General features: G+C 65.6%; 10 protein-coding genes, 1 tRNA gene and 1 other RNA gene. 3 read left to right on the top strand and 9 right to left on the bottom strand.

Translation table 11 applies throughout. The annotated features are described in order from the left end of the window. Positions 1 to 61: 61 nt before the first annotated feature. The 8 genes from LH407_RS13810 to LH407_RS13775 all read right to left on the bottom strand — a co-directional run bounded on the left by LH407_RS13810 (position 62) and on the right by LH407_RS13775 (position 8,031). Positions 62 to 565: a hypothetical protein gene (locus LH407_RS13810; protein WP_322133407.1), complete on the bottom strand. Its 504-nt coding sequence runs from the start codon at positions 563 to 565 to the stop codon at positions 62 to 64. 30 nt (positions 566 to 595) lie between these two features. Further along, positions 596 to 970, bottom strand: an RNA gene (gene rnpB / locus LH407_RS13805) — RNase P RNA component class A. A gap of 15 nt (positions 971 to 985) precedes the next feature. Continuing rightward, positions 986 to 1,414: a reverse transcriptase-like protein gene (locus LH407_RS13800; RefSeq protein WP_322133408.1), complete on the bottom strand. Its 429-nt coding sequence runs from the start codon at positions 1,412 to 1,414 to the stop codon at positions 986 to 988. Further along, complete coding sequence (locus LH407_RS13795) at positions 1,415 to 2,155, bottom strand: zinc ribbon domain-containing protein (protein WP_322133409.1); 741 nt, start codon at positions 2,153 to 2,155, stop codon at positions 1,415 to 1,417. It abuts the gene before it with no gap. Between the two features lie 41 nt (positions 2,156 to 2,196). Beyond that, positions 2,197 to 3,015 (bottom strand): Nif3-like dinuclear metal center hexameric protein, encoded by an 819-nt coding sequence (locus LH407_RS13790; protein ID WP_322133410.1) that lies wholly within the window; start codon positions 3,013 to 3,015, stop codon positions 2,197 to 2,199. A gap of 10 nt (positions 3,016 to 3,025) precedes the next feature. Next, positions 3,026 to 7,012 (bottom strand): purine-cytosine permease family protein, encoded by a 3,987-nt coding sequence (locus tag LH407_RS13785; RefSeq protein ID WP_322133411.1) that lies wholly within the window; start codon positions 7,010 to 7,012, stop codon positions 3,026 to 3,028. A 10-nt stretch (positions 7,013 to 7,022) separates the two neighbouring features. Continuing rightward, positions 7,023 to 7,937, bottom strand: a complete 915-nt coding sequence (locus LH407_RS13780) for a DMT family transporter (RefSeq protein ID WP_322133412.1) — start codon at positions 7,935 to 7,937, stop codon at positions 7,023 to 7,025. Between the two features lie 18 nt (positions 7,938 to 7,955). Next, positions 7,956 to 8,031: transfer RNA gene (locus tag LH407_RS13775), tRNA-Val, on the bottom strand. 52 nt (positions 8,032 to 8,083) lie between these two features. On the opposite strand from LH407_RS13775, the gene LH407_RS13770 reads away from it, so the two are divergent. After that, positions 8,084 to 8,731 (top strand): hypothetical protein, encoded by a 648-nt coding sequence (locus LH407_RS13770; RefSeq protein WP_322133413.1) that lies wholly within the window; start codon positions 8,084 to 8,086, stop codon positions 8,729 to 8,731. Positions 8,732 to 8,734: 3 nt separating this feature from the next. On the opposite strand, the gene LH407_RS13765 is transcribed toward LH407_RS13770, so the two are convergent. Beyond that, positions 8,735 to 9,205: a peroxiredoxin gene (locus LH407_RS13765; RefSeq protein WP_322133414.1), complete on the bottom strand. Its 471-nt coding sequence runs from the start codon at positions 9,203 to 9,205 to the stop codon at positions 8,735 to 8,737. Between the two features lie 170 nt (positions 9,206 to 9,375). Here LH407_RS13765 and aceE point away from each other — a divergent pair, with 170 nt between their 5' ends. Next, positions 9,376 to 12,102, top strand: a complete 2,727-nt coding sequence (gene aceE, locus LH407_RS13760; protein ID WP_322133415.1) for a pyruvate dehydrogenase (acetyl-transferring), homodimeric type — start codon at positions 9,376 to 9,378, stop codon at positions 12,100 to 12,102. A gap of 6 nt (positions 12,103 to 12,108) precedes the next feature. Then, on the top strand, positions 12,109 to 13,320 hold the full coding sequence (locus LH407_RS13755; RefSeq protein ID WP_322133416.1) for a PucR family transcriptional regulator: 1,212 nt from the start codon (positions 12,109 to 12,111) through the stop codon (positions 13,318 to 13,320). The last annotated feature ends 63 nt before the right edge of the window (positions 13,321 to 13,383 follow it).

Genomic DNA, 13,383 nt, shown 5'->3' with positions numbered 1-13,383 from the left:
AGCTGCACGATACTCGTAACGCGCGAGCGCGGGCGGCCTTCTCGCTGGGAACCTGCTGAGGCTACTGGACGGTGATCGAACCGCTGAATCCGGCAACGATGGAGAAGATAAAAAGCACGGCTTGAACGATCCCGCCAAGAGCTCCGAGGATACCCAAAACCAGGCCGGCGATCGCCGGGCCGCTCAGCGTCGGCGCGCCGGTCGCCGCGAGCGTTTTGGCCCGCGACAGGGCAGAGACGCCGAAGACGATCGCGAGAATGCTGGGAACGAGGAACAGGTTGAAAACGATCGCGAGCACACCAGCGACGAGGGCGTAGATCGCCCGCGGATTCGAGCGAGCATCGATGGTCATGAGCGCGGACGTTGTGCCGGTGGGCGCGCCGGGGCCAGCAGTTGCTCCCTGTTCCTGTGGGGCGGGATTGGCGGCGGAGTAGACGACACGGGGGGCCGTCACGACGGGAGCGGATGCACCCCTCCGACTCTCGCTCCACCCGACCCCGTTCCACCACTGCTCGCCGGAACCGTCGGGCGCCGCGTACCAGCCGGGTGACCGCGTCTGACTCATGGGGCGATTGTAGTGAAGGGAAGGTGCGAGGGAATGGGCCGACTGATACGCCGGGTTCTGTCTCCGCGCTGCGGCGAACGCACCGCGGTGGACGGTCATCTATCTACGACGTACGTTGCCGCACGCCTCTAGCGGTCTACCCGGAAGCTGGGCGGGCCACCCGTAGCGCTTCCTGTTCGACCTTGCTCCCGACGAGGTTTACCCAGCCGACCGCGTCGCCACGGCCGCTGGTGGTCTCTTACACCACCGTTTCACCCTTACCGCTGCCTTGCGGCACCGGCGGTCTACTCTCTGTTGCACTGTTCTCGCGGGTTACCCCGGGTGGGTGTTACCCACCGTCATGCCCTGCGGAGCCCGGACGTTCCTCGGGGTCCCGAAGGACCACGCGACCGTCTTGTCGACCCATTCCGGTGGACGAGTCTACTCGGGGCGCGAGAAGTCCGCCTGCATGTCCATGGCAAGGTTGGCGAGCTTGTCGGCGCGCGAATTCTCGAGCCGCGGAATCCATTCGAAGCGGACGGGTGTGCCGATGAGTGCCTCTCGGGCTTGCGCCGCGAGTTCGGCCATATCGGGATGCTTGATCTTCCAGCGCCCCGACATCTGCTCGACGACGAGTTTGGAGTCCATTCGTACGTGGAGTTCGGCATCCGGATCGATCTCGATCGCCCGCTTCACGCCGGCGATCATGCCCTTGTACTCCGCGACGTTGTTGGAGGCGACCCCGCCGAAGAGACCGATCTCGGCGAGGATCTCCCCGGTACTGCCGTCGATTACTACTGCGCCGCTGCCGGACGGACCCGGGTTACCGCGCGAGCCTCCGTCGGCCTCGACGATCAGAACGCGAGCCACCTACAGGCCCGACTCGTCGGTGCGCACGAGGATTGCATCACTCGACGGGCAGATCAGCACGTCGTCAGGAGCTGCGGAACGGATCGACTGCAGTTCGTCCTCGAGGAGGGCGACACCGGATGCTTGCGACACGCCACGCTGGAGCAGGGACGCGCCCGTCCCGTAGCGTGAGCGTTGCTTTTCGTACAGGGCCAGCAGATCCTCCGGGATACGGCCAGCGAGGTCCGCCCGTGCCGCGAGAGCGGCATCCCGGTCACCGGAGATGGACGCGAGCGCGGAATCCCGCGACGCCTCGGTGTGGGTGATGTTCGCCGAGATCTCGTCGAGTTGTTCGCGAACGGATGCGACCTCCTCCTGCTCGCCCTCAAGGCGCTCCATCACGGCGAGTTCGATCTCCTCGAGATCGTTCAACCGCGCGCGAAGAGCGGCCAATTCCTGCTCGAGAGCCGCGACATCCTTGACCGACGAACTGCCCTGCAGTCGATCGGCATCACGGGCAATCCGGTCCTCGACCACTTTCACATCCGCCTCGAGGCGCTTCAGTTCGAGCTGCGTGTTTTCGGCGACACCGGTCACCTCCGCGAGGGTGGAGCGCAGGGCCGTGGCCGAAGACTGGAGCTCCTCGAGCGCGGCGCGCTCCGGGAGGGACTTAGCCCGGTGATCGAGCTGAGCAATGCGCGTGTCCAACGCCTGAAGGTCGAGCAGGAGCGCCTGCTTCTCCGGTGCGGCTTTGAGTGCCATGAGTTAGTTCCTCGCGGTGTCGGTAATAGGTCGGGCGTGAATCATTGCGTGACGACGAAGTCCCACGGGTCGGTGCGGAGATCGCTGACGCTGATCCGCAGAGCGGGCAGTTCGCGGGCCAGATCCTCGGCCGCAGAGTCCAGCCACAGCCACTCGCTAGCCCAATGCGAGACGTCGACGAGAGCGGGTCCGGCGGCGACGCGCGCATTCTCGCGCGCTTCCGAGGCTGGGTGGTGGCGCAGGTCCGATGTGATGTAGACGTCGGCCGCCAGCACATCCGGGTGCGACAGGAGCGAATCGCCCGCCCCCGCGCACAGCGCCACCGATGAAATGGGGGCGTCGAAGTCCCCGGCAACCCGTATTCCCGTCGCTGTGGCGGGCAACACCTCGCCCAGGGCTCTCGCAACGGTCCCCAGGGCCACGGGCCGTTCGAACCTACCGATACGTCCCAGGCCGCGCTGCGGATCAGTGGAGGGGATGATGGGGCGAACGTCGAGAAGCCCCAGTCGCGACGCGAGTGTTCCTGACGTTCCGTTTTCCACAATGTCGGCGTTGGTGTGCGCGGCAATGAGGGCGCAGTCCGCCTTGATGAGGCGCGTGAGCACGGCACCCTTATAGCGGTCTGCCGCGACAGAGGTGACACCCCGAAGAAGCAGCGGATGATGCACAAGCAGCACATCGCTACCCTGCTCGATCGCCTCATCGACGGTGTCCGTGGCGGCATCCACAGCAAGGTGGATCGACGAGACGGGCATCCGGGGGTCGCCGCTGATGAGACCGACCGCGTCCCAGGACTCAGCGCCCGAGACCGGCCAGAGACGTTCGACGGCATCGAGAACGTCGGCGAGTGTGGTGGACACGTGTCCCAGTTTACGGTCGAGGAAGTGGCGTCGACGGCGGCGAAGCGACGGCGGGACCTGCCGTCGGCACCGGGGCCGTCGAGAGCTGCTGCGCCGCGAGAGCGACCGCGCGCAGTTCTTCGGGCGTGCGGAGTTCTTCCTGGCGACGGATGGCCGGAACACCAGCGACGATCGGGAGCAGGATACCCAGCACGAGGGCAATGAGCACACCGGCATCCGTTGCCGCGAGCGGGTCGGTGAGTGGAACACCGAGCGCCGTGAAGAGGTAGCCCTGCCAGGAGAGCCACGGTACCGTCGCCGTCGTCAGGCCAAAGCCGACCGCCGTGAGTACAACGAACCCGATCAGATTGACCCAGCGCCAGTCCGCGTAGACCCCTCCCCGCGAGACGAGAGAGTCGGCCTCGAACGTGCGGTTTCGGATCATTGTCTCCGCCGCGAAGATGCCCGCCCAGGCCGCGGTCGGAACGGCAAGTGTTGTCGCGGCATCCCGAAGGATCTCGGAGAATCCGCCCGGCACCGCTAGCGAGAAGACGAGCGCGAGAATCAACAGGATTGCTCCGACGATGATGACGGAGACGGGACGGGTTGTTCTCACTCCCATCGACTGGAGGGCAAAAGCACCCGAGTACACCGTGATGATGACGCCGGACAGCAAACTCAGGGTCACGGCAGCGATCAAGGGGGCGGGGTACCACGAGGGAAGCATGAGCGCGAGGGTCTCGATGGGCGACTCGACGAGTCCCGACGCGATCGCCGGGTTCGACGCCGCGAGGAGCGCACCATACGAGATCAGGAGGAAGCTCGGAACCGTCGCACCGAACGTTGCCCACAGCATCCCGCCTCCGCTGCTCGAACCCGGTCGCTGGTAACGCGCCAGATCCGACCCGCTGTTGGCCCATACGAGACCGATGAGGCTGAAGACCAGAACAGCGCCGGTGACAACGCCAAGCCAGGACGAGTCGGGCACCGTGAGCGCTGCACTCACGTTGACCTCGCCGGCGGTCAGGACGATGAAACCGACCACAAGGATCGCGGCAAGGATGCTCAGCACGAGCTGGACCCGGGCGAAAAGCGAGTAACCGAAAAGCGCGACCACAAACACGAAAGCGAAGCCCACGCCGAGTGTGATGAGGAGAAGCGGAAGCTCGCCCAGCGCGGCGCTCTCGCCCGTCGCGAGAACGGCTGCAACCGAGGAGGCCGCAAGCCAGAGGAGCACCGCGCCCCAGAAGACACGACCGACCAGCGCTATCGTCGCCGGCACGATGTTGCCGAAGTGACCAAACGACGCACGCGAAATGATCATGGTCGGCTGACCGCTGCGCTTGCCCGCGAGGGTGGTGAGACCCAGCGGAAGGAAGGACAGGGCCACACCCGCAAGGATCGCGACAACCGATTGCCGGAGACTCAGGCCCACGGCGAACACGGTGGCGCCGAGGGCGAGACTGATGACGGAGGAGTTGGCAGCAAACCAAAGCCAGAACATGCGCGCCGCGTGTCCGACGCGTCGGTCCGTCGGAGTCGGTTCGACGGAGACTCGTTCGATTGCGAAGGCGGGTGCTGCAACCGGCTCGGGATCCATGATGACGACGTGGTCCTCGGGGATGCGCACGGTCGCGATAGGGCCCGATGGTGGCGACACGGGGGGCGGGATGACGGCACCCGCTGCTCCCGCGACCGGGATGCGGTCGGTCTCGTCCACATCGTCTTCGAGTTCCTCCTCGAAGGCGGGCTCAACGATGGCGACAGAACCGGTCTCGGTGGGTACAGACTCACCAGCCGATACGGGCAGGAACAACGCTTCGGGAAACGCGGCAGCAGGCGCTGCAACGGTCGCCTCGGGGCTCACCGCTGGCGCAGCTTCGGCGCCGGCGAGGAGGTCGTCGAACGCCGTTGCAGCGCCTGCCGCTGGGGCCACAAACGTTGCCCTGTTCTGTGCGGGCGCGGACTCGTCGACGATCTCTGCGTCGACAATCTCTGCGTCGATGACGTCCGCGTCAACGGTCGGTCCGTCACTCCCCGCGGAATCAATCACTTCCGCGTCGACAACCTCACCCGCGTACGCGGGCGGAGGAGTCGGCGACATCGGGACCGAGGGGTCGACGAGTTCGGGTATCTCTTCGGGCCCCGACTCGACGGTTGACGACTCGACGGTGGACGAATCAACGGTGGACGACTCGATCGATGGCGAGTCATCGTCGACGGATTCCGTGGCTACTGGGGCGTCCGCTTCGATGGGCTCGGGCTCGTCGGAGAGGTCAACCGTCTCATCGCGAGACTGTTCGACCGGTGCGGGGTTCTCCCCCGCGGCCGGCACATCGACGATCCCCGTTTCGGGGCCGGGCGACCACGTGTCGCTGGGCGGCGGAACCTCCCAGGCCGGCAACGCTGCGGCTACGGGCTCAGGCTGCAGCTCTGCCTCTGCCTCTACCTCTGGCTCTGGCTCTGGCTCTGGCTCTGGCTCTGGCTCTGGCTCTGGCTCCAGCTCGGGCTCTGGCTCCGGCTCTGCAGCCTCGGGGGTTGACTCAGATTCGGACGCCGAATCATTCTGTTCGGGCGACGTCGTCTCCGTCACCGGTGCCGGGCCTACCCACAATCCCGGCGCAGACTGAACCACACCGTCGGCCGATGGTTCGGGTTCGGCCACGACTGCTGCCGCGTCCGCCGATTGCTCTGGCACGTCGCCCGGCGTGTCACCGGCGAGCGACCCCTCATCGTCAACCGGGGATTCGACAGGCTCGTCGACTACAACGGGCAGACCCGCTCCGGCGCCTGCCTCGGCGGCAGGCGCGAGTGGCTCCTCGGGGAAAAGAGACGAATCCTCCACAGGAGTCGGAGCGTTTACTTCACTCGGATCCTCATCAACGATCGGCTCTCCGATGTCAACCGGCTCGTCAGCTGCAGCTGCGGCCGGAGGCTCGACTTCGGCCTGCTCTTGCACCGGCGTTGGAGCATGATGGGCGGGAGCAACCACGTCCGTGAACTCTCCGCGCGCTCGATCGACCGCGGCCAATGCATCCGGTGTGCCGAGTGCGAGCATCGTGGACTCCCACGAACTGAACTCACGGGCCTCCTGCTCGCGAAGGCGCAATTGGGTTTCGAGCTGCTCGATGGCCGCGCCCGCGTCGCCCGCGTCCGCCAACGCGAGCAGTTCCTCGTCCCTCAGCGAGCGGCGCGTAGGTGGACCGGGAGGGCCGTCGAGCGCGACGGCCTGGGTCGGATCGGGTGCGGGGAGGCTGCTCCACGGTGCGGGCGGAGGGACATCCGAAGCCACCATGGACGGGTCCGGCGGTGCGGCGGAGGCCACGGGAGTTGCCGAAAGAATGTCCGCGGGTGAGGGCTGGCCCTCGGGAACAGAGTTTTCGGGCGTTGCGGTGGTCGACTCGCCGAGCACCGCGCCGCTCTGCGGCGCGTCGGGTTCGGGTTCGGGCTCGGGCCCGGGCGCTTCGGGCTCGGAAACGGTTGGCTCGACAACGTCTGGCTCAAGAACATTCGGCTCGACAACGTCCGGCTCGACAACGTCCGGCTCGGCGACCTCGCGCTCGGCGAACGCCGGCTCAGCGACAACCTCCGGCTCGGCGGGAGCGGCCTCGGCAGGGGCGGGCACTGCAGGCTCGGGGACTGCAGGTGTTGGCTCGCCAACGGCCAGAGGCTCGGGTGAGGTAGTCGCGCCGGGATAGGACGGCGTGCGGGGAGCGAAGATCGACCCACCGGGAACGGGGGTCGACGCTGTCTCCGGGCTGGGGTTCAGCGGTGGGATTGAGGTGACGAGCGGCGGCGCAGGTGGCTCAGTGGTGCGCGGCGTGGCCACGGGAGCCGTGGGAGCCGTGGGAGGCGCAAATCGGCCGAAGTCTGCGGCGAGAGCCGAGGCGAGTTCGTCATCATCGTGCAGCGCCGCGTCCTCAGCAGAGGGGGGCGTGAATGTCGCCCGGCGCGGCCCCGGGGTGACGAAGGGTGGTTCATGTGAGGTCTCTTCGTTAACCTCGTCGTCACGTTCCATGCCCCAAATACTAGAGCGGACGCTGTCGGCGGCCCGGGAGGCCAGCCGTAGTGAGGAATGTTATGGCGCCGAGAATGAGGGCCAACCCGATCCATCCGAGAGGGTCAAGCCGCTCCCCCACGACCACCACAGCCAGAATCGTGGCAACGAACGGCTCAAGCAGTGTGATCGTTGTCGCCGTCGAACTCGAGAGGGTGCGCATTCCGATGCCAAAGAGCAGGTAGGCAACAAACATCGGTCCGAGGGCTAGATAGGCGGCGATACCGATCGTCAAACCCGTCTGAAGAAGCGGTGCACCCAGGGCAAGGAGCACCGGCACAAGAACGAGTGCTCCGACACCGAACATCGACCCCATGGCGCCCCGCGAGGGAGCACCGGCCCGAATCGCGCGACTCGACGCATAGGTGTACAGGGCGTATGCAAACCCGGCCACTATTCCCGAGAGGATGCCCGGCACAACACTCTCCGATGGCGCGGGTCCGGCACCGTGACCGCCAAAAGCCAGGAGCACCACTCCAATGATCGCCATGACGGTGCATGCGAGCCACCGCCGCGAGAGACGTTGGCGCTCGAACACCCACTCGAGGAGGGCAGCAAAGACGGGGCCGGTACCGAGCGACACGACGTTACCGATCGCGATCCCCGCCAGATCCATCGACAGGTAAAACGCGAGGGGGTAGATGACGACACCGATGGCGCCCACGAGCACCCATGTGCGCACCGCGCGGTCACGCAACGCTGCGACGGACATCCGTGCCGATGTGACGAAGAGGAGGAGACCTCCGACGCCCATCGTGCTCGCACCGATGGCGAGCGGGGACACGGTGTCGGGGAAAAAGCTCGCCGCCGTGCCCGTAGTGCCCCACAGGATCGAGGCGAGGACCAGAGCCGGCGCGCCTGCGCCCATGACGGCGGTCCGCGACATCCGGCGTCCTCCGAGTGATGGTGGGCCCTACCGGGCTCGAACCGATGACATCCACGGTGTAAACGTGGCGCTCTACCAACTGAGCTAAAGGCCCCTGTCCGGCACGCCGGACCGACGTGCCCCATGCTACGGCATACACTTCGGGCATGGATGCACCTGCCAAGGTTCGGGCGGAGCATCGCTGGCCCGTCGCCATCGTCGTCCTCGCGGCGTTCACTATTTACGCCGTGCTTCCCGATCAGGTGCAGATCCTGCCGCGATGGGTTCTCCCCTCGCTCGGCGTCGCAGCGCTTGTTCCGCTTTTGGTCAAGAATCCGCGCCGATTCAGCACGGAATCCACCTGGTCCCGGTGGTTGAGCCTCGGGTTCGGTTTCGGGCTCGTGCTCGTCAACCAGGTGTACGTGGTGCTCATGATCGCGGCGCTCTTGGACGCGTCCATCGATGGCCCGAATGTCCTACTGACCGTCCTCGCGGTGTGGGCGACAAACGTGGTCGCCTACGGCGTGCTGTTCTGGGAGTTCGACGGCGGCGGTCCGGTGGCGAGGCGCTTCGAGGGTGTCGGCGACGAATCACCCCAGGATTTCCTTTTTCCGCAGCAACAGCGCGCGAATGACGCGTGGAAGCCGGTCTTCTTCGACTACCTGTACTTCTCGCTGTCCAACATGATGGCGTTCAGCCCCACCGATGTGATGCCGCTCACAACCCGGGCAAAAGCTCTCATGGGTTTGCAGGCTCTCACCGGCTTCGTCATACTCGCCCTCGTCATTTCGAGAGCCGTCAACATCCTCGCGTGAGTCCTACGCGGTGGCGAGGAGCTCCTGGACGGCCTCGCGGTAGTTCGCCATCGGGCGAGCCTCTCCGGGGGCGGTGATGAAGCTTGCCCGGATGACACCGTTCACGTCGATAAGGAAGGTGGCGCGAGTGGCGAACCCCTTGTCCTCCAAGAACACTCCGTAGTCTTTGGCGACGTCGCCATGAGGCCAGAAGTCGGCGAGGAGTGTGAAGTCGTAACCTTCTTGCTCGGCCCAGGCGCGCAGTGTTGCTTTCGAGTCGACCGAGATGCCGATGAGTTCGATGCCGGCGTTCTTGAATAGCTCCAGATTGTCGCGTAGCTCGCAGAGTTCCGAGGTGCAGGTGCTCGAGAAGGCAAGCGGGTAGAACACGAGTGCAACCGGGCGCTGTCCCCGGAATTCGGAGAGTCGGATGCGCTCGCCGAACTGGTTGGGGAGCTCGAAGTCGGGCGCCATGACGTCATTGACCAGTGCCATCGGAGGTGAAGTCCTTATCTGCCCACCCAGAATCGCGGGCCGATCGGCAATGATACGCCTGGTGACGGTCAGTATCCGATCCACAACTAGACTCATTTGGCGTAGTTGATCGCGACCAGTCGTAACCCGACGTCGCGATCCTCCATCTCTCTACCAGGAAGAGGTCAGCGGTGACGGTAAACGACCAGGATCCCTATTCGGCCCACAACATCGATCAGGATCCCGAGGAGACTGCAGAGTGGCAGGAATCCCTCCGATCGCTCGTCGCCGCCGCGGGACACGAGCGCGGTCGAGAGATCATGCTCAGCCTCCTCAAGGAGTCGAAGGATCTGCACCTCGGTGTCCCTATGGTGCCGACTACGGATTACCTCAACACGATCGCCCCGGAGAACGAGCCGGCATTCCCCGGTAACGAGGACATCGAGCGCCGTTACCGCGCGTGGATCCGGTGGAACGCGGCCATCACCGTTCACCGGGCCCAACGCCCCGGTATCGGCGTCGGCGGACACATCTCCACGTACGCGTCATCGGCCGCCCTGTACGAGGTCGGTCACAACTGGTTCTTCCGCGGTCAGGATCACGCGGGCGGTGGCGACCAGATCTTCTATCAGGGCCACGCCTCCCCCGGAATGTATGCCCGCGCCTTCCTCGAGGGTCGTCTCACCGAACAGCACCTCGACGCGTTCCGCCAGGAGAAGTCGCGCGCACCGTACGGGCTCTCGAGCTACCCGCACCCGCGCCTCATGCCAGAGTTCTGGCAGTTCCCCACGGTGTCGATGGGTCTCGGCCCGATCAACGCGATCTACCAGGCACAGTCAAACAAGTACCTCACCAACCGCGGGATCAAGGACGCCTCCGATCAGCAGGTCTGGGCGTTCCTCGGTGATGGCGAAATGGATGAGGTCGAGAGCCGTGGCGCACTGCAGTGGGCGGCCAACGAGGGACTCGACAACCTCAACTTCGTTATCAACTGCAACCTCCAGCGTCTTGACGGACCGGTCCGCGGCAACGGCAAGATCATCCAGGAGCTCGAGAGCTTCTTCCGCGGCGCTGGCTGGAACGTCATCAAGGTCGTCTGGGGCCGTGAGTGGGATGCCCTTCTCGCGAACGACTCCGAGGGAGCGCTCCGCGACCTCATGAACCGCACGCCCGACGGCGACTACCAGACGTACAAGGCAGAAAGCGGTGCCTTCGTACGCGAGAACTTCTTCGGCCGCGACCCGCGCACCCTCGAGATGGTCAAGGATTACACCGACGACCAAATCTGGGGCCTCAAGCGCGGTGGACACGACTACCGCAAGGTGTACGCAGCGTTCAAGGCCGCGTCCGAGCACAAGGGCCAGCCGACCGTCATCCTCGCCAAGACGGTGAAGGGTTACGGCCTCGGTGCGAGCTTCGAGGGTCGCAACGCGACACACCAGATGAAGAAGCTCACGCTCGACAACCTGAAGCTCTTCCGCGACGTCATGCACATTCCGATCACGGATGCCCAGCTCGAGGAGAACCCGTACCAGCCGCCGTTCTACCACCCTGGTCAGGACGACGAAGCGATCCAGTACCTCCACGAGCGCCGCCGTGAACTCGGGGGCTACCTGCCGGAGCGCCGCTCGCGGTACACGCAGTTTGAATTGCCCGAGGACAAGGCCTACGAGGTCGTCAAGAAGGGTTCCGGCAAGCAGGAGATCGCCACCACGATGGCCTTCGCGCGTCTGCTCAAGGACCTGTTGCGCGACAAGGGTCTCGGCAATCGCATCGTGCCGATCATCCCGGACGAGGCCCGCACCTTCGGTATGGACGCCTACTTCCCGACGGCGAAGATCTACAACCCGAACGGCCAGCAGTACGTCTCGGTCGACCGTGAGCTCCTCCTCGCCTACAAGGAGAGCCCGCAGGGCCAGATCGTGCACGTCGGCATCAATGAGGCCGGTGCCTTTGCGGCCTTCACCGCGGCAGGCACGCAGTACGCCACGAACGGCGAACCGCTCATCCCCGTGTACGTCTTTTACTCGATGTTCGGTTTCCAGCGCACGGGCGACGCCATCTGGGCGGCAGGCGACCAGATGGCGCGCGGTTTCGTGATCGGAGCAACGGCCGGTCGCACCACTCTCACGGGTGAGGGTCTGCAGCACGCGGACGGTCACTCGTTGCTCCTGGCATCCACCAATCCGGCGGTTGTCTCCTACGACCCGGCGTACGGCTACGAGATCGGCCACATCGTGAAGGCCGGCATCGAGCGGATGTACGGCGGCTCGCACCCGGACCCGGGCGTCATGTACTACCTCACGGTCTACAACGAGCCGATCGTGCAGCCGGCGGAGCCCGAGAACTTCGATGTGGAGGGCGCTCTCAAGGGCATCTACCACCTCGCATCCCCGCGCATTGAAGGCCCGCGTGCCCAGCTACTCGCTTCCGGTGTCGCGGTGCCCTGGGCTCTCGAGGCGCAGGAGCTTCTCGCGCAGGACTTCGGTGTCGCAGCGGACGTGTGGTCGGTGACGTCGTGGACCGAGCTGCGTCGCGACGGTATCGCCGCAGACGAATACAACCTCCTTCACCCGAACGACCAGCCCAAGGTTCCGTACGTGACCCAGAAGCTTTCGGGTTCGGACGGGCCGTTCGTTGCGGTGAGCGACTTCATGCACGCCGTTCCGGATCAGATCCGCCCGTTCGTGCCCGGCGACTACGCGACGCTCGGTGCCGATAACTTCGGCTTCTCCGACACGCGTGCCGCGGCGCGACGCTTCTTCGTGATCGACGGCCCGTCGATCGTCGTACGCACCCTCCAGTCGCTCGCCCGCCGCGGACAGATCGACCCGGGCGCCGTTGCCTACGCGATCGACAAGTACCGCCTCCACGACGTCAACGCGGGTACGACCGGATCGGCGGGCGGCGAAAGCTAGCCGATCGTGGCACCAAAAACGAAGGAGCAGACGCTCGCCTGGTTGAGAACCATCTCCGGCGAGCTTGCTACCGCAACACTCAAGCGACTCGACGAGACGTTGCCCTGGTACGGCGACATGCCACCAGGGCGGCGCTCGGCGGTCGGCCTCGTTGCCCAGAACGGCATCACGAGTTTCATCTCGTGGTTCGAGGACCCCAAATCGATCCCGTGGATCGCCGCGGACGTCTTCGGAGCCGCCCCACGGGAGCTCCTTCGCTCGGTATCCCTCACGCAGACACTCCAGCTCATCCGAATCACCGTTGAGGTGGTCGAGGAACGCGTCGGCGACGGCGATGACGTTCTCAAGGAGGCCATCCTCCTGTACTCGCGCGAGATCGCTTTCGCCGCGGCCGACGTTTATGCGCGTGCGGCCGAGGCACGCGGTTTGTGGGATGCCCGCCTCGAGGCCCTCGTCGTCGATTCGATCCTGTCCGGCGAGTACGACAACGAGCTGCCCAGCCGTATCGCGGCCCTCGGCTGGAACGGCCACGGCGAAGTGTGTGTGCTCGTCGGGACTGCGCCCAAGATGCTCGACGTCGACCAATTGCGTCGCACCGCCAGGCACCTCGACGCTGACGTACTCATCGGCGTCCAGGGCTCGCGACTGGTGCTCGTCATCGGCCGCGCGAGCCCAGCGTCCGAGGACCCGGATGCCGCTCCGCCGATGCCCTTCCTCACCATCGCCGAACAGCTCGAGCCGGGATTCGGCTCCGGCCATCTGGTGCTCGGACCAGAGGTTCCGACTCTCGTCGACGCGGCACGCAGTGCGAAAGCGGCGCTCGCGGGCTTCGCCGTCGCTCGGTCCTGGCGCAACGCTCCCCGCCCCACCCTGGCCGACGATCTGCTGCCAGAACGTGCGTTCGCTGGCGATCCACTGGCACGCGCCACCCTCATCAACAAGATCTACAAGCCGCTTCAAGCACACTCCACGGACCTCCTGACGACCCTGTGGTGTTACCTGGACAACGGGAGATCCCTTGAGGCGACGGCGCGCGAGCTCTTCGTCCACCCGAACACCGTGCGCTACCGACTCAAACGGGTGAGCGACGTGATCGGGTGGGATGCCACGGGCGCACGTGAGGCGCTCATTCTGCAGTCGGCACTCATCGTCGGCTCCATCGCAGATCCCGCGGAGCGCAAACGCGCCGGGCAGCAGTCCGGTTCTCGCTCTTTCTAGCCGAGTTCCGGGCACGGTCTGAGGTATCGCACAACGCACCAGCGGATGTTTGTGGGACTGTCG

Source organism: Antiquaquibacter oligotrophicus, assembly GCF_020535405.1.
Classification (GTDB): Bacteria; Actinomycetota; Actinomycetes; order Actinomycetales; family Microbacteriaceae; genus Rhodoglobus; species Rhodoglobus oligotrophicus.
The sequence above is the reverse complement of the archived record's forward strand: the minus strand, read 5'-3'. Positions and strand labels throughout refer to the sequence as shown.